Here is a 23,477-nt window from a genome sequence, read left to right on the forward strand (position 1 = left end):
GCCAAGTCATTTATGGATTATTTAATCTTTAACTGCGCTGCGACATTTTTGCCTTACCTTTGCAGGCTTGGCTCGCACACTGAAACTGACGGTGATTTGAATGGATTGTATTTTTTGCAGCATTGTCCGCAAGGCGTCCCCGGCCCACATTCTGTGGGAGGACGACCAGCATATGGCGTTCCTGTCGATCTTCCCTAACACGCCAGGTTTCAGCGTGGTGATCCCCAAGCAGCATTACGGCAGCTACGCGTTCGCGCAGACGGATGCGGTGTTGTCCGCGCTGATTGTGGCGACCAAGAAGACCGCACTGCTGATTGATCGGGCGTTTCCCGACGTGGCGCGCACCGGGATGATGCTGGAGGGCTACGGCGTGGACCATCTGCATGCAAAGCTGTTTCCCATGCATGGCACCGGGCAGGACAGTGCGTTCAAGCCCATCAGTTCCAAAGTCGACAAGTTTTTCAAGGCGTATGAGGGCTATATCTCATCCCACGATTTTGTGCGGGCGAATGATGACGAGTTGGCACAATTGGCGGCGCACATCCGCTTGTTTGCCTGACGCAAAAACCAAATGTGGGAGCTGGATCAATCAGCGACGGCTGCTGACCTCGGCAGGCACATCATCCCCGGCCATGCGCTTGCGGAACAGTGCCGTGCGGGCCAACAGCAACGTGGTCACCGGCACCGTGATTGCCAACAAAATCGGAATCAACCAGCCGTGCAGCACCGGCCCGGACTTGAGCACCGAAAAGTAGATAATCGACGCCAGCGCCACGCACCACGCGCCCAGTGTCGAGGCCAGTGCCGGTGGGTGCATGCGCTGGAAGAAGTCCTTCATGCGCAACAACCCAATGGCACCAATCAGCGCAAACAGGCTGCTGAGCACCAACAACACGGCCACGATCACTTCAACCCAGAGCGGCATCATTCAATCACCTCGCCACGCAGCAGGAATTTCGCCAGGGCGAATGACCCGACAAAGCCAAACAGCGCAATCAGCAGCGCCGCTTCAAAATAGGTGTCACTGGCATAACGAATGCCAAGCACCAGCATCATCAACATCGCCAGGATGTACAGGTAGTCCAGCGCCAGAACCCGGTCTTGCGCGGACGGGCCTTTGAACAGGCGCACCAGGGTCAGCACCATCGCCAGCGAGAACAGGAACAGGCTGAGCAGGATCGCATTGGAGAGCAGGGCGCTCATTCGAATATCTCCATCAGGGGTCGCTCATAGGCGGCCTTGAAGTGCTCGATAAACGGCGCTTCATCGTCCAGATCGAACACGTGCAGCAACAGGATGCTGCGGTCCAGGGCCAGTTCCGACCAGACGGTGCCAGGCGTCACGCTGGTGATCATCGACAGTACGGCCAGGCCGTTGGGGTCACGCAGGTCGAGCGGGATTTTGATAAAACGTGAACGCGGCGGGCGCGATCCGCAAGTCAGTACGCCCCAGGCCACGTGCAGATTGGAGACGATCACGTCGCGGCCCACCACGAAGAACAAGCGGATGATGACGCCGGGACGACGAATGCGCACCGGCAGCGGGCGCAGCGGCGCCATCAGCAACGGCGCGAGAAAGCCCAGCACCGCGCCCAGTAGCAAGTTGCCTGGGCTGACCGACAGGTTCAGCACCAGCCACAGCACCCACAATGCCAGCGACAACCAGGGGGCAGGGAACAGGCGCTTCATGGCTGCACCTCCAGGGCGGCGGCTTTGGATTCAGGGCTCAGCACCGGGCGCGTGGCCATCACCGCCATCACGTAATGCTCAGGGTTATTCAGGCTCTCGGCGGTGGCCTGGGTGTAGCGCATCAGCGGTTCGGCCTTGAAGGTCAGGAGAATGCTCAGGCCCAGCAGGAAGAAGATCGGCACACATTCGTAGCGGCGCAGCAGCGGCGATGGGCGCTCCTCCGGCGTCCAGAAGCGCTGGATGCCCAGGCGGGCAAAGGCGATCAGCGAAGCCAGGCCCGACAAGATCAACAGCGCCACCAAACCCCAGGCCGCCGGGCGGATCGGCGCATCCACCGCGTTGCCCAGGCCCATTGGGTTGACCAGCGCGCTCAACAGGCTGAGTTTGCCGATAAACCCGGACAACGGCGGCATGCCGATAATCAGCAGTGCGCAGGCGATAAAGCTCAAGCCCAGGAAGGCCATGGTCCAGGGGATCACCTGGCCGACCACGGCTTTCTGCTCGTCATCCAGGTTGACGCCGGGGCGTGGGTGCAAAGACTCCATGGCCTTTGGCAGCGCATCGATTTCTTCATCCAGCGGCAGGTCATTGGCCGAGCGCGAACGTTCGATCAACTCGGCCAGCAGGAACAGCGCGCTCAGTGCCAGGGTCGAGCTGACCAGATAAAACAATGCCCCGGCGGTCAGGCTTGGCTGGGCAAAGCCCACCGACGACAGCAGGATCCCGGCCGACACCAGGATGCTCAGGCTGGCCATCCGCTCCAGGCGCTGCGCCGCGACCATGGCCAACGCCGCGCAGACAATGGTCGCCATGCCGCCGTACACCAGCCAGTCGCCGCCAAACAGTGCCGATGCACCGGCTTGCCCGGAGAACAGCAAGGTCCACAGGCGCAGCACGGTGTACACGCCGACCTTGGTCATGATCGCAAACATCGCCGCCACCGGCGCGCTGGCCGAGGAGTAGGCGGGTGCGAGCCAGAAGTTCAGTGGCCACATGCCGGCCTTGGCCAGGAAGGCAGTGGCGAGGATCGCCGCGCCAGCATGCAGCAGGCCGCGATCGGCTTCCGGCACCAGCGGGATTTTCAGCGCCAGGTCAGCAAAGTTCAGCGTGCCGGTAACCCCGTAGATCATCGCCGCGCCAATCAGGAACAGCGACGATGCCAGCAGGTTGATCGCAATGTAATGCAGCCCCGACGACACCCGCGCGCGGCCGGAGCCGTGCAGCATCAAGCCGTAGGACGCCGCCAGCAGCACCTCGAAGAACACGAACAGGTTGAACAGGTCCGCCGTCAGGAATGCACCGTACAAACCCATCAGCTGGATCTGGAACAGCGCATGGAAACTGGTACCGGCGCGGTCCCAGCGGGCCATGGCGAACAGCAGCGCGCTCACGCCGATAATGCCGGTGAGTACCAGCATCATCGCCGACAGTTGGTCCACCACCAGCACAATGCCGAAGGGCACCTGCCAGTTGCCCGGCAAGTACACGCCAATCGAACCGGGGCCGCCTTGTTGCGTCCAGTACAGCAGCAGGATGGCGACACCCAGGCCGATGACGCTGGAGAACAGATTAATCTTGGCTTTCAACGGGCGGCGTTTTTCGCCGAGCATCAGCATCAGCGCGGCGGTCAGCAACGGCAGCAGGATCGGCGCGACGATCATTTGATTCATCCACGTCATTCCTTTGGCTCCCGACCGTCCACATGGTCAGTGCCGGTCAGCCCACGGGAGGCCAGCAGCACCACCAGAAACAACGCGGTCATGGCGAAGCTGATCACGATGGCCGTGAGTACCAAAGCCTGGGGCAGTGGATCGGTGTAGTTGAGCAGGTCTTGCGGCACGCCGTCCTTGATGATCGGCTCTTTACCGATAAACAGGCTGCCCATGCTGAAGATGAACAGGTTGACCCCATACGACAGCAGGCACAGGCCCATGACGACCTGGAACGTCCTTGGGCGCAGGATCAGCCAGACGCCGGAGGCCGCCAGCACTCCAATGGCAATTGCGATGACTTCTTCCATCAGGCGGCTCCTTCGGTTACGGCAACGGCCTTGGGCTGATTGCTCGGTTTATGCGCTCGCACCGACTGGTGACCGAGGGCGGTGAGCATCAACAGCGTGGAGCCGACGACCATGGCGTACACGCCGACGTCGAAGAACAACGCGCTGGCAATGTGGATATCGCCCAGCAGCGGCAGGCTGAAGTGCCAGGTGTGGGTGGTGAGGAACGGGTAGCCAGCAAACAGCGCGCCGAGCCCGGTCAAGGTGGCCGAAAGCAGGCCGAAGCCCATCCAGCGCATGGGCCGCAGGCTCATCTGCGCTTCGACCCATTGGGTGCCGGCGACCATGTATTGCAGGATAAACGCCACCGACATCACCAACCCCGCGACGAAACCGCCGCCCGGCTGGTTGTGGCCGCGCATGAACAGGTAGAACGACACCACCAGCGCTATCGGCAGCAGCAGGCGCACCAGCACCGCCGGCACCATCATAAAGCCCAAGGCGGTATCGCTGGCCTGGCGCGGGTTGACCAGGTCGGTGGCCACGTCCGGCGCCAATTGGCGCTGTTGTGGCGGCAACTCCATGCTTTCTTTGGAAGGGCGGAAGCGGCGCAGCAGGGCGTAGACGGTCAGCGCCACGGCGCCGAGCACGGTGATTTCGCCCAAGGTATCAAAGCCCCGGAAGTCCACCAGCATCACGTTCACCACATTGCTGCCGCCGCCTTCGGGCAGGGCGCGGCTCAGGTAAAACGAGGAGATATCGTTGGGGGTCTGGCGGGTCAGCATTGCGTAGGAGAGCAGCGCCATGCCGCCACCGACCACGGTGGAGAGCAGGAAGTCACGCAGGCGACGGATGCGCGCCTTGCGCAACGAACTCGGCAGTGGCGAGACTTCTTCGATCCGCCGTGGCAACCAGCGCAGGCCCAGCAAAATCAGCACGGTGGTGACCACTTCGACCACCAGTTGCGTCAGCGCCAGGTCTGGCGCCGAGAACCATACGAAGGTCACGCAGGTAACCATGCCGCATACGCTGACCATGGTCAGGGCCGCCAGCCGGTGGTACTTGGCTTGCCAGGCGGCGCCCAGCGCACAGGCGATGGCCAGCACCCACAGGGTCACGAATACGATGGAACCGGGGATCTTCGGCCGGTCGCCCCAACTGAGGCCGCTGTTGAGCATCGGGATCAACCCGGCAATCACCGCCGCCAGCACCAGCAGGAACAATTGGGTTTGCAGGCGCTTGGTGCTGATGCGTTTTTCGATACGGCGCACGCCGCGCATCATCACCACCAGGCTGCGCTCGAACATGCGCTTGCCGTTGAAGTAACTGATGATCGGCGGGTATTTGAAACGGCCACGCTTGAGCTGTTTGCGCAGCAGCAGGTACAGCACGATGCCGCCGGACATGGCTACCAGGCTCATGATCATTGGCGCATTCCAGCCGTGCCAGATGGCCAGGCTGTATTCGGGCAGCACCCCGCCGACCACCGGCAGTGCGGCGGCGGCGAGGATCGAACCGACCACCTGGGCCGGGAAGATGCCCACCAGCAGGCAGGTAAACACCAACAACTCGACCGGCGCGCGCATCCAGCGCGGTGGCTCATGGGGTGTGTGGGGCAGGTCGGTCGCGGGCGGGCCGAAGAACACATCGACGGTAAAGCGCAGGGCATAGGCCACGCTGAATGTACCGGCGATGGTCGCGATCAGCGGCAGGGCGATTTCTACCCACTGTGTCGCCGAGATAAACACGGTTTCAGCGAAGAACATCTCTTTGGACAGGAAGCCATTGAGCAATGGCACGCCGGCCATGGACGCACTGGCCACCATCGCCAGGGTCGCGGTAAACGGGATAAGCCGTACCAGGCCGCTGAGCTTGCGGATATCCCGCGTACCGCTTTCGTGGTCGATGATGCCGGCGGCCATGAACAGCGAGGCCTTGAAAGTGGCGTGGTTGAGGATATGGAACACCGCAGCAACGGCGGCCAACGGGCTGTTGAGGCCCAGCAGCAGGGTGATCAGCCCTAGGTGGCTGATGGTGGAGTAGGCCAGCAGGCCCTTGAGATCATTCTGGAACATGGCGCAGTAAGCGCCGAGAAGAAGGGTGAGTGCGCCGGCACCGCCGACGATCCAGAACCATTCTTCGCTGCCGGACAGCGACGGCCACAGGCGGGCCAGCAGGAACACGCCGGCCTTCACCATCGTCGCCGAGTGCAGGTAAGCCGATACCGGCGTGGGTGCTGCCATGGCGTGGGGCAGCCAGAAGTGGAAAGGGAACTGCGCGCTCTTGCTCAAGGCGCCGATCAGCACCAGCGCGAGCATCACCGGGTACAGCGAATGCGCGCGAATCTGATCGCCCGCCGCCAGCACCTGGTCCAGGTCATAGCTGCCGACGATATGCCCCAGCAGCATCACACCGGCCAGCAGGCACAAGCCGCCGGCGCCGGTGACCATCAGTGCCATATAGGCGCCGCGCCTGGCATCGGCGCGGTGGTGCCAATAGCCGATCAGCAGGAACGAGAACAGGCTGGTCAGTTCCCAGAAAAACACGATCTGGATCAGGTTGCCGGAGATCACCAGCCCGAGCATGGCGCCCATAAACGCCAGGAAAAACGCAAAGAAGCGCGGCACCGGATCATCCGGCGACATGTAATAACGCGCATACAGCGCCACCAGCGTGCCGATGCCCAGCACCAGCATCGAGAACAGCCAGGCAAACCCGTCCATGCGCAGCACGAAGTTGAGCCCGAGGCTGGGCAACCACATGAATTCTTCGCGGATCACGCCACCGTGGGCGATCTGAGGGTAGAGCAGGGCGACTTGAATGGTGCCGACCAGGGCCACAAGGCCGGCCAACAGGGATTCGGTGTTACGTGCATTATGCGGCAGCAAGGCCGCCAGACAGCTGCCGATAAAAGGCAGAAGCAGTAGAACTATCAGGGACATAGGCTTCTAATCTGCGGGAGTTTGGGATGCATCATACGTGCCGCTTTCTCGATCACCAAACGGCAAGATGTGGCAGGATCCTACAAGGTAGGCCGAAAACGCTCATTTGGCATTGTTTCAAGGGCGCCGCTGGAATGCAGTTCCTGTGGGAGCCGGGCTTGCCCGCGATAGCGGTATCACAGGCAATGCAGGAATCTGACGTCAACCTTGACGCTCTCGTTCCAAATCATCAGCCATTGCATTAGCCCTTTGCCCCTTCGTCTTCATCTCACTCACAATCACCGCCGCCACAATCAACGCCGCGCCCAGCATCGCAATCGGCGGAAAACGCTCCCCCGCAATCCGTCCGATTACACCGGCCCACACCGGCTCACCGGCATAGATCAACGTGGCACGGGTTGGCGAAACACTCTGCTGCGCCCAGTTCATCGCCACCTGGATCACTGCGCTGGTCAAGCCCAGGCCCACCGCGCTGAATACCAGCAACCACGAGAACCCCGGTAAGGCTTCACCCATCGGCACCACCATCAGGAATGACAGCAACGACGCCGTGGCCAGTTGCACCACCGTGACCCGTCGCACATCCACCTGCCCGGCATAGGCACCAATCAGGATAATTTCGGCCGCCACCGCGATTGCGCAGATCAGCGTGGCAATCTCACCGGGGCTGAAGTTGAGGGACGCACCGGTCGGGCCTGTGAGCAGCATCAACCCGGTAAACGCCAGCATGATGCCAATGCTCGGCATCAGGCCTGGGCGACGCCCCAGCACCAGCCACTGCAACAGCGGTACGCAAGGCACATAAAGCGCTGTGATGAACGCCGACTGGCTGCTTGGGATGGTCTGCAAACCGATCGTCTGCATGCCGTAACCGAGCATGATCGAAGCGCCGATGAAGGCGCCGGCTTTCAACTCGAACAAGGTCAGGCCGCGCAAGGTGCGCAACGAAAAGAACCCCACCACAATCGCCGCCGCCGCAAACCGCAGGCCCACGAAAAACATCGGCCCGCTGACGGTCAGGGCGTGTTGCACCAGCAAAAACGTGCCACCCCAGATCATGGTGATCACCACCAGGATGCATTCGGCTTTGCTGAAACGGTTGAAACGTGGGGAGGCGTTCGGGACGGTCATGGCGGCTCGGTCTTGCAAGGGAAAGGCACGGACCGCACAATGCGCCGCACGCTGGGCAGTATACTGCGCACACCCACCCATTGAGCAATATAGTGCACAAAGAAAATCCACAACGGGCTTCAGTCCTGCAACACGTCAGCCAGAACGTCCGTCGCCTGCGCCATGCTGCGGATTTGAGCCAGACTGCGCTCTCGGAAAAGTCCGGGGTCAGCCGGCGCATGCTGGTGGCCATTGAGGCGGGCGAGAAGAATGTCAGCCTGTCCACGCTGGACCGCGTCGCCGAAGCCTTGGACGTGGCCTTCAGCGACCTTATCCAGGCCCCGGATGCCGGTGATCACAGCCGCATCAACGAGCTGGCGTGGGCCGGTGATATTCCCGGCAGTAAAGCGGTGCTACTGGCCAAGGCCACCGCGCGGCGTGAAGTCGAGTTGTGGGAGATGCACCTGGAACCGGGTGATCGCTACAGCCCCGACCCCGACCCGGACGGCTGGAGCGTGCAGCTGTTCGTGTTCGAAGGCTGCCTGACCTTGCTGGTGGGCGAGGAAGAGAAACACGTGGCGGCCGGTGAGTTCTACATGTTCGCCAGCCGCAACGTGCACGGCTATCGCAATGACGGCAAGGTGGCCGTGCGGTTTGTGCGCAACGTGGTGATCTAACTGTTGCCCCGGCAACAGTGGATGCACACTTTGCTGGTTTGAAACGCGCTCAACAGCCGCTTAAAACCAGTAAGCGCCTGATTTTGTTGGCGATTAAATTCAGGCACGACTCCTGCAATCCCTCCGGTATCCCATCGGAGCCTGGAGTCGGCCCATGTCAGCCCACCCTCAACAACCTGCCCACATCATCCGTTCGGATGCCGAAGCCATTGAAGTCGCGACTCGCTTGGCTGCGCGCTTTGCCGTCGACGCCAGCGTGCGCGACCGCGAGCGGCGCCTGCCGGTGGCCGAGCTGGACGAGTTTTCCGCCAGCGGCCTGTGGGGCATCACCATTCCCAAGGCCTACGGCGGTGCCGAGGTGTCTTATGTAACGGTGGCCGAGGTGATCAAGTTGATCTCCGCCGCCGACCCGTCACTGGGGCAAATTCCGCAAAACCACTTGGGCGTGGTGGACATCCTGCTGCAAACCGCCAGCGAAGAACAAAAACGTCACTATTTCGGTAAGGTCCTGTCCGGCTATCGTTTCGGCAATGCTTTTTCCGAAGCCAAGAGCAAAAACGCCGGCACCTTCGACACTCAGATTCGTTTTGATGGCGATACCGCCTTTATCAACGGCGAGAAGTTCTACTGCACCGGCGCGCTGTTTGCTCACCTGGTGCCCACGGTCGGCAACAACGAGAACGGCCAGGCGTTTATTGCCTTTGTCGAACGCGATGCGCCGGGCCTCAGCGTGATTGATAGCTGGGATGGCTTCGGCCAGCGCACCACCGCCAGTGGCGGCGTGACCCTCGACGGCGTCAGCGTGCCGCGCAGCGCGGTCATCCCGGCCCATCAGGCTTTCGACCAGCCTACCGCCAATGGCCCGATCTCGCAGATTATCCAGGCCGCGGTCGACACCGGCATCGCCCTGGGCGCCCTTGAACAGGCGAAAATCTACGCCCGTCAGGCACGGCCCTGGATCGACAGCCAACAGGATCACGGCTGGCAAGACCCGTTCACCATCGCGGCCATTGGCGACCTGCAATGGCGTGTACACGGCACCGAAGCGATCCTCGCCAAGGCCGGCAAAGCCGTCGATCTGGCTCTGGCCGAGCCCAACGAAGACACAGTCGCCAACGCCTCGCTGGTGGTCGCCCAGGCCAAAGTGCTGTCGGCCGAAACCGCCTTGCTCGCCAGCAGCAAACTCTTCGAACTGGCCGGTACCCGCTCGGTCACCGGCAAGCACAACCTCGACCGCTTCTGGCGCAACGCGCGCACCCACACCCTGCACGACCCGGCCCGCTGGAAATACCACCTGATCGGCAACTTCGTGCTCAACGGCGTGAAGCCTGCGCGCCACGCCTGGAACTGAGGAGCCTTACCCATGACCGCCCTGAATCAAGCGCGCCAACTGCTGGAAAGCACCCGGCGCTTTGTGCAAACCAGCGATGACCCTTACGTGATCAGCCGCTTCGGCGATTTGCAGATCCGCGTCGACGTGGCTGCGGCCTTGTTTGAACGCGCCGAAACCCACCCAAGCCCGGTGGCGTTGACCGAAGCGCAAATTGCCGCCGCCGAAGCCCTGATCGCTGCCAGCAATGCCGAATTTGAACTCACCGGCCAACGCACCGTACTGGCGTCGAGCCTCGATGACCCACTGCGGCGCAAGTACCAGATCGTCGGCAACTACCACCTCAACGGAGTGCTTTGATGTCCCGTGAAATCCGCTTGAATGCCTTCGACATGAACTGCGTCGGCCACCAATCTCCCGGCCTGTGGGCGCACCCGCGTGACCGCTCGTGGCAGTACAAAGACCTGGAATACTGGACGGACCTCGCCAAAATTCTTGAGCGCGGCAAGTTTGACGGCCTGTTTATCGCTGACGTGCTGGGCATCTACGACGTGTACAACGGCAACGGCGATGCAGCGATTCGCCAGGCTGCACAAGTGCCGGTCAACGACCCGCTGTCGCTGATCGCGCCGATGGCGTTGGTCACCGAGCACCTGGGGTTTGGCCTGACCGCTTCGTTGTCGTTTGAACATCCGTATCCGTTCGCCCGCAGGCTCTCGACCCTCGACCACCTGACCAAGGGCCGCGTCGGCTGGAACATCGTTACGTCTTATCTGGAGAGCGGCGCCAAGAACCTCGGCCAGAAAGCCCAGACCGAACATGATGCGCGCTATGACTACGCCGAAGAATACCTCGAGGTTTGCTACAAACTGTGGGAAGGCAGCTGGGAAGAGGGCGCCGTGCTGCGTGATCGCGAGCGCCGCATTTTCAGCGACCCGAGCAAAATCCACGAGATTCGCCATGTCGGCAAGCACTTCCAGGTGCCTGGCATTCACCTGTGCGAGCCGTCGCCGCAGCGCACGCCGGTGTTGTACCAGGCCGGCGCCTCCAGCCGTGGCAAGCAGTTCGCTGCCGAACAGGCCGAGTGCGTGTTCGTGGCCGCACCCTCCAAGGTGCTGCTGAAAAAAACCGTTGCCGACATCCGCCGCCGTGCCGCCGAGGCCGGGCGTGATCCGAAGAAAATCCTGATTTTCAACCTGCAGACGGTGATCGTTGGCGAGACCGATGCCAAGGCCAAAGCCAAGTTTGACGAATACAAATCCTACGTCAGCTATGAAGGTGCAATGGCACTGATCTCCGGCTGGACCGGCATCGACTTCAGCCAGTTCAAGCCCGATGAACCGCTCAAACACGTACACACCAACGCGATTCAATCGGCGGTGGAAGCCTTCTCCACGGCGGACCCGAACAAGGTCTGGACGCCGAATGAACTGGCCGACTGGGTCGGCATTGGCGGCTTTGGCCCGTTGTTTGTCGGCAGCCCGCAAACCGTGGCGGACCTGTTGCAGGAATGGGTTGAAGAGACCGACGTGGACGGCTTCAACCTGGCCTACGCGCTGACCCACGAAACCTTCATCGACGCCGTGGACCTGCTGGTGCCGGAGCTGCAAAAGCGCGGCGTGTACAAAACCGAGTACGCCCAGGGCACCTTGCGCGAAAAGCTGTTCGGCGACGGTGCGCGGCTGGCCCCAAATCATCCGGGTGCGGGCTACCGAAATTTATCAGGTGTACATCGAGCCAATGTGGGAGCGGGCTTGCTCGCGAATGCGGACTGATATTCACCATTGATGGTGAGTGAACCACCGCTTTCGCGAGCAAGCCCGCTCCCACATTTTGATCTTCATTGTTTGATCTGACCTGGCCAGCGGACCACCGCACGCACATTACTTGAATAGGAGCATTACCCTATGAGCGTGCACGAACTCAAACGTCCGCAGGCGCTGGAATGGCCCGCCGAACTGCTCGGCAACCTGCCCAAAGCCCTGGAGCAATTGCAGCACTGGGCCCAGCTCACCCCGCTGCACATCGCCCTGCGCCACAAGCGCCAGGGCCGGTGGTATGCCTGGCGCTGGATCGACGTGTTGCGCGACGTCGAGCGCCTGGCCGACGGCTTGCGGCAGCAGGGTTTCAGCGCGCAGTCACGCTTGGCCTTAAGCGGCACATTCGAGCCTAACCTGCTGCTGTTGGCGCTGGCCGCGCAGTCTGTCGGCGGGCAGGTGTTGACCCTGGCCGATGACCTGGAGCCAGAAGCCCTGTACCAACAGCTATGGCGCATTCACCCCAGCCATTCGTATGCCCAGGGCCGTCAGCAGGTGCGGCATTGGCAGTCCGCCAATCTGTTGGATTTCACCCAGTTGCTCGGCCCGGTGGACCCGGCGCAGCATCTGCAGCGCTGGTGGCAACCGAGCGGTGAAACCGTGTTGTGGAGTGAGGAGGGCACCCACTGGCAAGGCGGCCTTGCGGTGGTGCTGGAGCAATGGTTGAACAGCGGTCACGGCCTGGCGTTTCCGGAGAGCCAAGCCTCGGCCCGGCGCGATCGCGGTGAAGTCGCGCCGAGCGGCCTGTTGCTGTCACCTCAGCGTTTACAACACCTGGCCGACGAGATCGAAAGCCGCCTGGCGCCCCACGGCACCTGGCGCCGACGCTTGTGCGACTGGGCCATCGCTCACCCACAAAGTGGCCTGCGACGCCTGCTGAAAAATCGCGTTCGCAGGCTGCTGGGCTTTCAACGGCTGACCTATATCTGGCAGCCACCCAGCACGCAAACAACCAGCAGCGATCCAGTCTGGCTGGCCGAATTCAAACGGGACATCGCATGAGTCAGACCATTCTTCAAGTGCGCGATATCTCGCTGTCATTCAAAGGCGTCAAGGCCATCAACGCCTTGTCCTTCGATGTGCAGCGCGGTGAAATCTGTGCGCTGATCGGCCCCAACGGCGCCGGTAAAAGTTCGCTGCTCAATGTGCTTAACGGCGTGTACCGCTTCGATGCCGGCGAGATCGTGTTTGAGCAACAACACTTCCACCGCATCGACCCTTTGGGCGCGGCGCGGCGAGGTATTGGGCGGACTTTTCAGAACAACGCACTGTTCAAGAAAATGAGCGTGCTCGACAACATCCTCACCGGCCTGTCGCGGCATATGCGCACTAACTTTATCGAGCAAGCCCTGGGCTTGCCGCGCGCCCGCCGTGAGGCCGAAGCCTTTCGCCTGCGCGGCCAAGGCATCCTTGAGTTTCTCGAACTGCAAGCGCATCGCGATGTGCTGGTGGGCAACCTGTCCTACGGCTTGCAAAAACGCGTGGAGCTGGGCCGAGCGCTGATCGCCGGCCCCAGCCTGTTGTTGCTGGACGAACCCATGGCCGGCATGAACGCCGAGGAAAAACAGGAAATGGCGCGCTTCGTCGCCGACGTAAACCGCGACCTCGGCACCACCGTGGTGTTGATCGAACACGACATCGGCGTGGTGATGGGCCTGTCCCACCACGTGGTGGTGCTCGACTACGGGCGCAAAGTCGGCGACGGCACACCTGCGCAGGTGCAGGCCGACCCCGAGGTGATTGCGGCGTACCTGGGAGTCGCGCACCCATGACCTTCTTCTTTGAAACCCTGCTCGGCGGCCTGCTCGCCGGCACCATGTATTCGCTGGTCGCCATCGGTTTCGTGCTGATCTACAAGGCCAGCGGCGTGTTCAATTTCGCCCAGGGCTCGATGCTGCTGTTTGCCGCGCTGACCTTTGTCAGCCTGCATGACCAGGGCGTGCCCTTTGCCTTGGCGTTGCTGCTGACGGTAATCGTGATGATCATCGGCGCCTTGCTGATCGAGCGGCTGGTACTGCGCCCGCTGGTAAACCGCTCGCAGATCACCCTGTTCATGGCCACCTTGGGCCTGTCGTTCATCATCGAAGGCCTGGCCCAGGGGCTGATGGGCTCGCAGGTGCGTGCGCTGGACTTGGGCATCGACGACGTGCCGCTGTTCGTCGGGCCGCTGATGCTCAGCCAGTTCGACCTGATCGCTGCGGCGGCGGCGGTGGTGCTGGTGAGCGTGCTGGCGCTGCTGTTCAACAAGACCCGCATCGGCGTGTCGTTGCGCGCCGTGGCGGATGACACCACGGCGGCGTTGTCCATCGGCATTAACCTCAACCGTATCTGGCAGATTGTCTGGGCCGTGGCCGGGATTGTCGGGTTGGTGGCGGGGTTGCTGTGGGGCGCACGCCAAGGCGTGCAGTTCTCACTCTCGCTGGTGGTGCTCAAGGCCTTGCCGGTGTTGATCATCGGTGGCTTCACTTCGATTGGCGGCGCGATTGTCGGCGGGCTGATCGTCGGCGCGGCGGAGAACCTCGCCGAGGTGTATGTCGGCCCGCTGATCGGCGGCGGCATCACGCCGTGGTTCGCTTATGTATTGGCCTTGGCCTTCCTGTATATCCGCCCCGCCGGCCTGTTCGGCGAGCGCGCCATCGAGCGAGTCTGAAACCATGTCGATACCTGTTGTTCAAGAAACCGCGCCGTGGCTGCTGGTCCAGCGGCGCTTGCCCTGGGGCCTGATCGGCGTATTGGCAGTGGCCTTTATTGGCGTGCCGCTGTGGGGCAATGACTATTGGCTGAATGCGATCCTGATCCCGTTTCTGGTGCTGTCGCTGGCCGGTCTGGGCCTGAACCTGCTCACCGGCTATACCGGGCAAACCTCGGTGGGCGCGGCGGGTTTCATGGCCGTTGGCGCGTTTGCCACCTACGGTTTTCTGCTGCGCCTGCCCGAGCTGGGCCTGCCGGTCGCGCTGCTCGGCGGCGGGGTTATCAGCGCGCTGGTTGGGCTGTTATTTGGTTTGCCCAGCTCGCGGATCAAAGGCTTTTACTTGATGGTCACCACCCTGGCGGCGCAGTTCTTTCTGGAGTGGCTGTTCGTCAAATTCCCCTGGTTTTACAACTACGGTTCCTCCGGGACCATTTCCGCGCCGAAGCTCTCGCTGTTAGGCCATGACCTCAATACGCCGCTGGGCCGTTACTGGCTGACGTTGGTCACGGTGCTGCTGTTGACCTGGACGGCCCTCAACCTGGTGCGCAGCCAAGTGGGGCGTAACTGGATGGCGATCCGCGATATGGACACTGCCGCCGCCGTGGTCGGCATCCCGGTGGTGCGCTACAAGCGCATGGCCTTTGCGGTCAGCTCGTTTTACCTGGGGATTGCCGGTGCGTTGTGGGCGTTCGCCTACCTGGGCACGGCCAGCGCCAGCAGCTTCGATATCAACCGCTCGTTCCAGATCCTGTTCATCATCATTATCGGCGGCATGGGCAGCATTGCCGGCAACTTCGTCGGCGCGGCCTTCATCAGCTTATTGCCGATTTTCCTCAGCCATGCAGGGCAGGCGCTGTTCGGTGGCTCGGTGGATGCGGGGCAGTTGCAGAACCTGCAGAAAATCATCTTTGGCGTGTTGATCATCGTGTTCCTGATCAAGGAACCCGAAGGCTTGATTCGCCTCTTGCACACCCTGCGTGACCGTCTGCGGCAATGGCCGCTGCGCTTCTAACATTCCCTCAAGAGAATCCAACATGCGTGCAACCTTGAAACGTTCCCTGCTCGGCGCCGCCTTCGCGCTGGCAGCCTTGGCCGGTGCTGTGCCCCAGGCCATCGCCGCGCCCGACCAGCAATTTATCCCGCTGGCCACCTACCGCGTCGGCGCCTATGCCTCCAGCGGCGTGCAGGTGTGGGCCGGGATGATCGACTACCTGCGTTATATCAACGAGGTCGAAGGCGGCATCAACGGCGTCAAACTGGTGTGGCAGGAATGCGAGACAGAATGGACGGCGGAGAAGGGCATCGAGTGCTACGAGCGCTTCAAGAATGGCCTGGATGGCGCGCCGGTCGCGGTGTACCAACCTAACGGCGCACCGGCGGCCTATGCGCTGAGCGAGCGCGCGGAAGTCGACAAGATCCCGTTGATTACCCTCGGTTATGGCCGCACCGAAGCCACCGACGGCACGGTGTTCCCGTATAACTTCCCAGTGATGCTGACCTTCTACAGCGAAGCGTCCACACTGGTGAATTACATTGCCCAGCGCGAAGGCGGCTTCGACAAACTCAAGGGCAAGAAGATCGCCACGGTCTACCACGACTCGGCCTACGGTCGCGAAACCCTTGGCCCGTTGAAGTTGTTGGCCGAGAAATACGGCTTTGAAAATATCCAGATTCCCGTGGCCGACCCCGGCAACGAACAGTCGGCGCAATGGCGTCAGGTGCGCCAGGCCAACCCGGACTGGGTGTTCCTGCGCACCTGGGGCGTGTCCACGCCGGTGGCGGTAAAAACCGCGGCGCGCTTTGGCTTCCCGGTTGACCACATCATCGGCGATATCTGGGCCAGTTCCAGCGAAGACGTGCTGCCCGCAGGCGCCGCCGCCAAAGGCTACCTGGCGCTCACGCCCTATCCGGCAGGCGCCGATTTCGAGATCCACAAACGCCTCAAGCAGTACATCCTCGATAAAGGCCACAGCGACCTCAAGGACCTGAAAAACTTCGGCAGCGTCTACTACAACTCGGGCCTGGTGAACGCCGCCGTGGCGGTGGAAGCGATTCGCACTGCCCAGGCCAAGTTCGGCAAGCGCCCGCTTAATGGCGAAGAAGGCCGTTGGGGCCTGGAGCATCTGAATATCGATGACACACGCCTCAAAGCCATGGGTTACTTTGGCCTGATGCAGAACCTCAAGCTGTCGTGCCGCGACCATGAAGGCGGCGGCTCGGCGCGCGTGCAGCAGTGGGATGGCGCCAACTGGACGCTGATCAGCGACTGGATCGCCGCCGACCGTGCGCTGCTGCGCCCGCTGATCGATGAAAAGTCCGCTGCGTTCGCCAAGGAAAAAGGCCTGACGCCGCGCACCTGCACCGGGGATGAATAAGCCATGAGCCAGCCCGCCGCTGAACCTGCGAGCCCGTCACTGTTAAACGTCAATGACATCGAGGTGATCTACGACGGCGCCATACTGGCGGTGGCCGGCGTCTCGCTGCACGTGCCCAAGGGCGCCATCGTGGCGTTGCTGGGTGCCAACGGCGCCGGCAAAAGCACCACGCTCAAGGCCATTTCGGGGCTGGTGCGCGCCGAACGCGCCGAGGTCAGCCGTGGCGTGATCGAGTATGCCGGCCGTGATCTGGCCGGTATCGACCCCAGCCAACGGGTGCGCCAGGGTATGGTCCATGTGCTGGAAGGCCGCCATGTGTTCGGCCAACTGAGCGTGGAAGACAACCTGCGCAGCGGCGGCTTTGTGCGGCGCCTGAGCCGCAAAGACATGGAGTATGACCTGGAACGCATCTACGCCTGGTTCCCACGCCTCAAGACCAAGCGCCACACTCGCGCCGGGCTGACCTCGGGCGGCGAGCAGCAGATGGTTGCGATTGGCCGCGCCTTGATGACCCGGCCGACGTTAGTCTTGCTCGACGAGCCCTCCATGGGTCTGGCGCCGATGATCGTGCAAGAGATTTTCGCGATCATCGCCCAGCTTAACCGCGAGCAGCAGGTGAGCTTCCTGATCGCCGAGCAGAACATCAATGTCGCGCTCACCTATGCCTCCCACGGCTATGTGCTGGATACTGGGCGCGTGGTCTTGAGCGGCAGCGCGGCTGAACTGCTGGCGCGCGGCGATTTGCATGATATTTATCTGGGCAAACAGTAAGGGCGAATGTGCATGACTGAATCCATCCGCAACGCTGATGTGCTGATCATCGGCGGCGGCTTGAGCGGCACGATGCTGGCGGTGCAACTGCTGCGCCAGCCTGGCAAGCGGCAGATCCTGGTGATCGAGCCACGCAAGGAACTTGGCCGTGGCGAGGCCTACAGTGCCGTCGAACTGGGGCACACCCTGAACGGCAATGCGGCGCGCATGAGTGTCGACCCGGACAACGCCGATGACCTGACCCAATGGCTATCCGACTACATCGGCGCCGGTGGCTGGCCGGAGTCGGACCAGCAACCTGTGCCCATCAGCGAATTGTTCCCGCCGCGCGGGATTTTTGGTGTGTATGCGCAACAGCGTCTGGCTGAAGCCAAGGCGCTCTCGGCTTCCACGGTCGAGCATATTCGTGCCGAGGTGGTCGACCTGCAAGTGGATGCCGCCGCAACGATATTGACGCTGGATAACGGCCAACAATTGCGCGGTGCTCAGGCCGTATTGGCCACCGGCATGTTCCCGGCGGCGCGCACGCCGCAGACTGAATCCAGCGGTTTGAATGCAGCGGCAGTGGACCCCTGGGACGTCAAGGCCATGCGCCAGATCGAACCACAGTCAACCGTGCTGATCATCGGTTCCGGGCTGACCATGGTGGATGCCGTGGTGTCGCTGGAACAGGCCGGCCATCGCGGGCCCATCGAGATATTTTCGCGCCACGGGCTGCTGCCCCAGGTGCGTCGGCAACCGCCGAGCTGGGTGGATTTCCTGGCTGAAGATCATCGCCTGCGCAGCCCTCGGCAGTTGCTGCGCGAGGTGCGTCGCCAATGCCAACTGGCGTTGGTGCAAGGCATCGACTGGCAGGCGCCACTGGACACGGTACGCGCGCATATCGGCCGTTTGTGGAGCCAGGCCAGTGAGTGTGAGAAACGCCAGTTCGTGCGCCATGTACGGCCGTGGTGGGAGAGCCATCACCATCGTTCGCCGCCGTTGAGCGCGCAGTTGGTGGCGCGGTTGCATGCAGAAGGGCGGTTGCGGATTCAGGCGGCGTCGTTCAAGGGGTTGGTGGCGTCGGACAGCGGTGTGACGATCAAGCTGCGACGGCGTGGCGAGCAAGCCGTCACCCAAGTGTCTGGCGCCGCGCTGATCAATTCCAGCGGCATTGAGTACGATTGGCGGCGAGTGGCCAAACCGCTGCCGCAGCAGTTGCTCAAGCGTGGGTTGATCAAGCCCGGGCCGTTGGCGTTGGGGATTGCGGCGGATACCTCAGGTGCAGTGCTGGATGCTCAAGGCCAGGTCAGCCAGCGACTGTTTGCCATGGGCCCGCCATTGCGCGGGATGTGGTGGGAGAGCACGGCAGTCACCGACGTGGCGCTCCAGGCCAAAGCCCTGGCCGCCAAACTCACCTCAATCTGAATGTGGGAGCTGGCTTGCCAGCTCCCACCTTTGAATTTGCATTTATCTTGAGACTTTTACAAAACCAGGCTTGAGCCCAAACACCTCGACACCTTCGGCGGTTGACTGCCCTGTGGTGATTTTCACCCGCTCAACCGGCTGATCCATCGCCGCGCGATACTCCACGCTCATGTCCGCCTGGATCGCCTGGCTGGGCACCACAATCGCCTGCGCATTGTTGTAAGTGACGATGGTCAACCGCGCGCTCATCCCCAGCCGCACCCGCTGCAATTGCTGCGCAGTGAGCGTGGGGATCGACAAGGTTACGGGAAACTGCGCGCTGCCCTGGCTGTCGCTGGCAATCGCCAGGCCGCTGACCACGCTGACGGAGCCGGTCAGGCGCTCGCCGTCAAAGCCATCACCCATTACTTCCACCGCCTGGCCCTGGTGCAGTTGGTTGATGTCCAGCTCCGACACTTTGGCAACGATTTTCAGCCGTTCGATATTGGCCAGTCCGAACAGCACCTGCCCTTGGCTGACTTTGCTGCCAGCCTGCACCGGCGCGTTGTTATTGGCTCCACCCGGCGATGAGTTATTGCTGCCCGGCGCCGGCACCACGATGCCGGAGAAGGGCGCCTTGACCTCCTTGCCTTCCAGCAGCTTATGCAAGGCGTCGTATTTCACCGTGGCGTTGGTCAACTCCATCTCGGCGATCTGCCGGTATTCGCCTTTGCCCTGATCCTGCGCCTGCTGCAGCTCGCTGCGGGCCGAAGCGAGGTCCAGTTGTTGCTGTTGGGTCTGCTGTTTGAGATCGTCCAGCTCGTTGCGCGGGATGATGCCGCGCTTGAACAGGTTTTCACTCTCGGTGAGTTTGCGCTGGGTGTTGCCGGCGGTCATTTCTGCGGTGCGCAGGCTGCGGCGTGCGCGGCTCACTGCGGGGCTGCTGTCCCAATCCTGCATCTCTTGCACGGTGCGTCGAGCCTTGAGCTGGGCGGAGAGCGCGTCACGCAGTTGCACTTCGAGGGTGGACGGGTCCATGCGCAACAGTACCTGGCCGGCCTCGACGCGTTGGCCTTGTTCCACCAGATTGGCCTGCACATTGCCGTCGAACGGCGCGGTGAGGGTGATGGTGGTGTCGGGTTCGATCTTGCCCACCAGGCCGATCTGGTGCACCAGCGGGTCGGGCTTGACCGCCAGCCATTGCTCGGTTGCGGCCGGCTGGCCGGTAGCCGGGCTGCGCAGGGCAATGCCTGCACCCGCCAACAGCACGACGATCACGGCACCCAGCAGGTATTTTTTATTAGTAGTCATTGAGGGCGATTTCCCAACTTTCCAGCGTCATGCCCAGGGTCAAATCGAGCTGGGTCTGGGCGTTCAGATAAGCGATCAGTGCATTGAGCCGCGCGTTTTCGGCGTTGCGCAGGTCAGTCTCGTAGCTCAACACCTGGAAGTTAGTGGAGCGTCCGGCGCTGAGTTTTTCCCGCTCGATTTCGATCTTGCGCCGCGACAGCTCGACGGCGCGCTGAGAGATTTCATATTGGCGCCAACGCGTGCCCAGGTCGCGCACCACGTCGTTGACACTGCGCTCCAGCTCCTGGCGCGCGTCGGTGATGCGGATCTCCTGGTCTTCTACATTCACCCGCGCGCGCACCTCGGCCTGGCGGGTGCTGATGTCGCCGATAGGAATCTGTACCTGCACCCCGGCGTAGCTGTTCCACGTGCGGTTATTGTTGTTGCCGCTGTCATTGTTGCTGTAGGCGTCGCGTAGTTGGTTGGCGCCGGCCACCAGGTCCACCTGCCAGCGCCCGGAGTCCTTGGCGATCACCAGGTTAAGGTCGGCCTGCTGACTGCCAAGCAGGGCGGCGAGGTACTCCGGCTGCTGGTTCTGCGCCAGGTTGAAGGCCTGGCGTTTGTCGATGGCCATCGGCTTGGCTTCCAGGGCTTCGCTGGCGCGGATCGGCGTGGACAAGTCCAGCGCCAGCAAGCGCAGCAGGGCCAGGCGGCTGGTGTCGAGTTGGTTTTGGGCCTCTTCCACGCCCAGTTGCTGGGTGGCGATATCGGCTTCGGTCTGCACGATTTCAAACTCGGCCATGCGCCCTGCGCTGATCAGCGCCTTGTTCACTTCCAGCAAGGTGTTGGAGCGTTTGAGCGCGTCCTGGACGATGCTCAACTGCTCCTGGGCGCGCAGCAGTTCACGGTAGGTGGCGATGATCTGGCTGATGGTCTGCGCCACGGTGGCCTTGAGGTTCAGGCGGTTGGCCTGCTCCGCCAGGCGCGACAGGCGCAGCGGCGCGGTGGTGGCGTCCCAGCCGCCACCGCGCATCAGCGGTTGAATCAGCGTGAGGTCGAGGCCGTCGCTGCGGTAGCGGCCGGCGCGATCGGCGTTGTTCAGTTGCTGGGTCCAGGCCATGCTCAACTGGGTGCCGTATTCACTGAGCAAAGTCGCTCTGGGCGCCAGGTTGGCATTGCGCGCGTTGTCGGCCGAGCCGCGACTTTGGCGGTAATAACTGTTGAGTGAGAGCTTGGGGTTGAAGGTGTCTTCGGCCACCCGCAGGTCGAACTTTTGCGCCACGCGTTGCAGGTACGCGCTGCGGATCGCCGGGTTTTTGCGCAGGCCCAGGTACACCGCATCACCCAGGGTCATCGTCGTGACCTGGTTATTGAGCGACACACTGCGGTCATAACCGCTGCGGGTGGTGCTCGGCGCCGACGGCTTGATCACCACGTCGGTGGCCATGGCCGGCAGGCTTGCCAGGGCGAGTAACCACAGCCATTTATTCATCGCGCAAGGCCTCCACCGGCTGCAGCCGCGAGGCCGAGACTGCCGGGTAGATGCCAAAGAACAAACCCACCAGCAAGGTGCTGCCCACGCCCAGTGGCAGCGCGGCGGCGGCCAGGGCAAATTCCCAGCCCGACAGCCAGGCGTAGAGCCAGGCGGCGGTCATGCCCAGCACTGCACCACACAGCGCGCCCACCGCCGTCAGGGTGACCGCTTCGAGCAAAAACAGATTGCGGATGTCGCGCTGGCGCGCGCCGAGGGCCATGCGGATGCCGATTTCACGGCGGCGTTCCGAAACATTCATCAGCATCACATTCATCACGCCGACACCGCCGCCGACCAGGGAAATCGCACCCAGCGCCAGCAGCAAGTAGGCGAACGTGCGGCTTTGCCGGGTCATGCCATCGATCATTTGCTGGGGCACCTGAATGTCGACATCGTGGTCGGTGAGCTGGCTTTTCAGGGCAACGGCGGCCTCACGGGCGATGCGCTCCATGTCCTGGCCGGGCGCGGCGCGGATGATCACATTGCCGATCTGCGGCGTCGGGTAGATGCGTCGCATGCCTTCGGCGGGGATAAACAGCGATTCGTTGGCCTGCACCGGCATCAGCATCGCCCGGGGCTGGTTGTGCAGGATGCCTACCACCAGGAACAGGTAATCGTTGATACGCACGCGGTCGCCCAGCCTCAGCGGGTTGCCCGGCGTGCCCAAGGCCTGGGCGACCTGATCGCCGACCACGCCATAGGTTTCGTTGGCGTCGAAGGCGGACAGAAAACGCCCCTCACGCAGGGCCAGGCGCATGGCGTCCTTGATATCCGCGGTGCTGCCGACAAAGTTGGCGTTGGCCGTGCGGCCCTGGAACACCAGCGGCCCGCTGAACAGGCTGAGCGCGCCGATATGGGCAATGCCCGGCACCGCCTGGCGCACCGCGTCCAGGTCAAGGCTGGCGCGCATCGGCGCATTGCTGTTGCCTTTGGGCGGGAACTGGGCGATCAGGGTGTCGGTGCCCATGTCCTTGAAAATCATCGCCGCGTCCACCGCCGCGTTATGGCCGATATTGATCAGGGCCACCACCGATGAGCTGCCGATCACAATGCCCAGTAACGCCAGGATCGAACGTTTGCCCAAGGTGCGCAGGCTCACAAAGGCTTCATGCAGCAATTGGCTCAGGCTCTGTTCGACCCGCTGGCTCATAGGCGCCCAGCCTCATGCACCACGCCATTGCGCACCAGGATCTTGCGTTCCAGGCGCTCGGCGATGTGCGCATCATGGGTGACGATAATCAGCGTTACCTGTTGCTCGCGATTCAGGGCCAGCAACAGATCCATGATCTCCTGCGCCGTGGTGCTGTCGAGGTTGCCGGTGGGTTCGTCGGCCAGGATCACCGACGGCTTGCCGACCAGCGCACGGGCAATCGCCACACGTTGGCGCTGGCCGCCGGAAAGGTCGGCCGGGCGGTGGTGGGCGCGCTCGGCCAGGCCGACTTGTTCGAGCATGCGCAGCGCCTGTTCCACCGACTCATGGCGCGACACGCCACGGTAACTGAGGGGCAGGGCGACGTTGTCCAGGGCGCTGAGGCGTGGCAGCAGGTTGAAGCTCTGGAACACAAAGCCGATTTGCTGGTTACGGATCGCCGCCAGCTCGTCGGGTGTGGCGCTGAAGATATCGTGGCCGGCAAAGTGGTACTGGCCGCCGTCGGGCAGGTCCAGCAGGCCAAGAATATTGAGCAGGGTACTTTTGCCCGAGCCTGAGGCACCAAGAATGCCGCAGCTGTCGCCGCGAGCGATGGACAGGCACACGTCATTGAGAATCGACAGGTGTTGCCCGGCGAGCTGATAGCTTTTGCCGATGCCTTGCAGGGAGATCAAGCCTGGGTGCGCGGGGGTCTCTGTCATCATGACTACGCCTGC

At 62.4% G+C, this 23,477-nt stretch carries 23 protein-coding genes; 12 read left to right on the forward strand and 11 right to left on the reverse strand.

Features of this window, described 5'->3' with window-relative positions:
• The first annotated feature begins 100 nt into the window (after nt 1-100).
• Nucleotides 101-559 carry an HIT family protein gene (locus FFI16_RS08365; RefSeq protein ID WP_138814878.1) on the forward strand — a complete coding sequence of 153 codons (459 nt, stop codon included), beginning with the start codon at nt 101-103 and terminating at the stop codon, nt 557-559.
• 30 nt (nt 560-589) lie between these two features.
• Here the strand turns inward: FFI16_RS08365 and FFI16_RS08370 are convergent, their stop codons facing one another.
• The 7 genes from FFI16_RS08370 to FFI16_RS08400 form a co-directional block, all read right to left on the reverse strand.
• Entirely contained in the window at nt 590-928 is a 339-nt protein-coding gene (locus FFI16_RS08370) for a Na+/H+ antiporter subunit G (protein ID WP_017137536.1), read from the reverse strand.
• The gene (locus tag FFI16_RS08375) at nt 925-1,203 is read right to left on the reverse strand and encodes a K+/H+ antiporter subunit F (protein WP_038846025.1); all 279 of its coding nucleotides are present in this window, start codon (nt 1,201-1,203) and stop codon (nt 925-927) included. Before FFI16_RS08375 ends, FFI16_RS08370 begins: the two co-directional genes overlap by 4 nt.
• Complete coding sequence (locus tag FFI16_RS08380) at nt 1,200-1,688, reverse strand: Na+/H+ antiporter subunit E (protein WP_138814879.1); 489 nt, start codon at nt 1,686-1,688, stop codon at nt 1,200-1,202. The genes FFI16_RS08375 and FFI16_RS08380 overlap by 4 nt, the downstream gene beginning before the upstream one ends.
• On the reverse strand, nt 1,685-3,367 hold the full coding sequence (locus tag FFI16_RS08385) for a monovalent cation/H+ antiporter subunit D (RefSeq protein ID WP_138814880.1): 1,683 nt from the start codon (nt 3,365-3,367) through the stop codon (nt 1,685-1,687). The genes FFI16_RS08380 and FFI16_RS08385 overlap by 4 nt, the downstream gene beginning before the upstream one ends.
• Nucleotides 3,364-3,708 carry a Na+/H+ antiporter subunit C gene (locus FFI16_RS08390; protein ID WP_003192163.1) on the reverse strand — a complete coding sequence of 115 codons (345 nt, stop codon included), beginning with the start codon at nt 3,706-3,708 and terminating at the stop codon, nt 3,364-3,366. Before FFI16_RS08390 ends, FFI16_RS08385 begins: the two co-directional genes overlap by 4 nt.
• Nucleotides 3,708-6,629: a monovalent cation/H+ antiporter subunit A gene (locus FFI16_RS08395; protein ID WP_138814881.1), complete on the reverse strand. Its 2,922-nt coding sequence runs from the start codon at nt 6,627-6,629 to the stop codon at nt 3,708-3,710. Before FFI16_RS08395 ends, FFI16_RS08390 begins: the two co-directional genes overlap by 1 nt.
• A 201-nt stretch (nt 6,630-6,830) precedes the next feature.
• On the reverse strand, nt 6,831-7,760 hold the full coding sequence (locus FFI16_RS08400; protein ID WP_138814882.1) for a DMT family transporter: 930 nt from the start codon (nt 7,758-7,760) through the stop codon (nt 6,831-6,833).
• Nucleotides 7,761-7,852: 92 nt separating this feature from the next.
• Here FFI16_RS08400 and FFI16_RS08405 point away from each other — a divergent pair, with 92 nt between their 5' ends.
• The 11 genes from FFI16_RS08405 to FFI16_RS08455 all read left to right on the forward strand — a co-directional run bounded on the left by FFI16_RS08405 (nt 7,853) and on the right by FFI16_RS08455 (nt 18,808).
• A complete protein-coding gene (locus FFI16_RS08405) occupies nt 7,853-8,416 on the forward strand; it encodes a helix-turn-helix domain-containing protein (protein ID WP_138814883.1) in 564 nt (187 codons plus the stop codon).
• A gap of 154 nt (nt 8,417-8,570) precedes the next feature.
• The gene (locus FFI16_RS08410; protein WP_138814884.1) at nt 8,571-9,767 is read left to right on the forward strand and encodes an SfnB family sulfur acquisition oxidoreductase; all 1,197 of its coding nucleotides are present in this window, start codon (nt 8,571-8,573) and stop codon (nt 9,765-9,767) included.
• A 12-nt stretch (nt 9,768-9,779) separates the two neighbouring features.
• The gene (locus tag FFI16_RS08415) at nt 9,780-10,106 is read left to right on the forward strand and encodes an acyl-CoA dehydrogenase (protein ID WP_138814885.1); all 327 of its coding nucleotides are present in this window, start codon (nt 9,780-9,782) and stop codon (nt 10,104-10,106) included.
• Nucleotides 10,106-11,521, forward strand: a complete 1,416-nt coding sequence (locus tag FFI16_RS08420) for an LLM class flavin-dependent oxidoreductase (protein WP_138814886.1) — start codon at nt 10,106-10,108, stop codon at nt 11,519-11,521. Before FFI16_RS08415 ends, FFI16_RS08420 begins: the two co-directional genes overlap by 1 nt.
• Before the next feature lie 132 nt (nt 11,522-11,653).
• Nucleotides 11,654-12,565, forward strand: a complete 912-nt coding sequence (locus FFI16_RS08425; protein WP_138814887.1) for an AMP-binding protein — start codon at nt 11,654-11,656, stop codon at nt 12,563-12,565.
• Nucleotides 12,562-13,335: an ABC transporter ATP-binding protein gene (locus FFI16_RS08430; RefSeq protein WP_138814888.1), complete on the forward strand. Its 774-nt coding sequence runs from the start codon at nt 12,562-12,564 to the stop codon at nt 13,333-13,335. Before FFI16_RS08425 ends, FFI16_RS08430 begins: the two co-directional genes overlap by 4 nt.
• Nucleotides 13,332-14,213, forward strand: a complete 882-nt coding sequence (locus FFI16_RS08435; RefSeq protein ID WP_138814889.1) for a branched-chain amino acid ABC transporter permease — start codon at nt 13,332-13,334, stop codon at nt 14,211-14,213. The genes FFI16_RS08430 and FFI16_RS08435 overlap by 4 nt, the downstream gene beginning before the upstream one ends.
• A gap of 4 nt (nt 14,214-14,217) precedes the next feature.
• Nucleotides 14,218-15,267, forward strand: coding sequence for a branched-chain amino acid ABC transporter permease (locus FFI16_RS08440; protein WP_138814890.1), 1,050 nt, complete (start codon nt 14,218-14,220; stop codon nt 15,265-15,267).
• Nucleotides 15,268-15,289: 22 nt separating this feature from the next.
• Complete coding sequence (locus FFI16_RS08445; protein WP_138814891.1) at nt 15,290-16,630, forward strand: ABC transporter substrate-binding protein; 1,341 nt, start codon at nt 15,290-15,292, stop codon at nt 16,628-16,630.
• Between the two features lie 3 nt (nt 16,631-16,633).
• Nucleotides 16,634-17,401, forward strand: a complete 768-nt coding sequence (locus FFI16_RS08450; protein ID WP_058421778.1) for an ABC transporter ATP-binding protein — start codon at nt 16,634-16,636, stop codon at nt 17,399-17,401.
• 12 nt (nt 17,402-17,413) lie between these two features.
• On the forward strand, nt 17,414-18,808 hold the full coding sequence (locus FFI16_RS08455) for an FAD/NAD(P)-binding protein (protein WP_138814892.1): 1,395 nt from the start codon (nt 17,414-17,416) through the stop codon (nt 18,806-18,808).
• Nucleotides 18,809-18,850: 42 nt separating this feature from the next.
• On the opposite strand, the gene FFI16_RS08460 is transcribed toward FFI16_RS08455, so the two are convergent.
• The 4 genes from FFI16_RS08460 to FFI16_RS08475 are packed head-to-tail and all read right to left on the reverse strand — an operon-like array spanning nt 18,851 to nt 23,465.
• Nucleotides 18,851-20,098 carry an efflux RND transporter periplasmic adaptor subunit gene (locus FFI16_RS08460; RefSeq protein ID WP_138814893.1) on the reverse strand — a complete coding sequence of 416 codons (1,248 nt, stop codon included), beginning with the start codon at nt 20,096-20,098 and terminating at the stop codon, nt 18,851-18,853.
• Nucleotides 20,088-21,569: a TolC family protein gene (locus tag FFI16_RS08465; protein WP_138814894.1), complete on the reverse strand. Its 1,482-nt coding sequence runs from the start codon at nt 21,567-21,569 to the stop codon at nt 20,088-20,090. Before FFI16_RS08465 ends, FFI16_RS08460 begins: the two co-directional genes overlap by 11 nt.
• Complete coding sequence (locus FFI16_RS08470) at nt 21,562-22,761, reverse strand: ABC transporter permease (RefSeq protein WP_138814895.1); 1,200 nt, start codon at nt 22,759-22,761, stop codon at nt 21,562-21,564. The genes FFI16_RS08465 and FFI16_RS08470 overlap by 8 nt, the downstream gene beginning before the upstream one ends.
• Nucleotides 22,758-23,465, reverse strand: a complete 708-nt coding sequence (locus FFI16_RS08475; RefSeq protein ID WP_065931033.1) for an ABC transporter ATP-binding protein — start codon at nt 23,463-23,465, stop codon at nt 22,758-22,760. Before FFI16_RS08475 ends, FFI16_RS08470 begins: the two co-directional genes overlap by 4 nt.
• Nucleotides 23,466-23,477: the final 12 nt, after the last annotated feature.

This window comes from Pseudomonas sp. KBS0710 (assembly GCF_005938045.2).
GTDB lineage: Bacteria > Pseudomonadota > Gammaproteobacteria > Pseudomonadales > Pseudomonadaceae > Aquipseudomonas.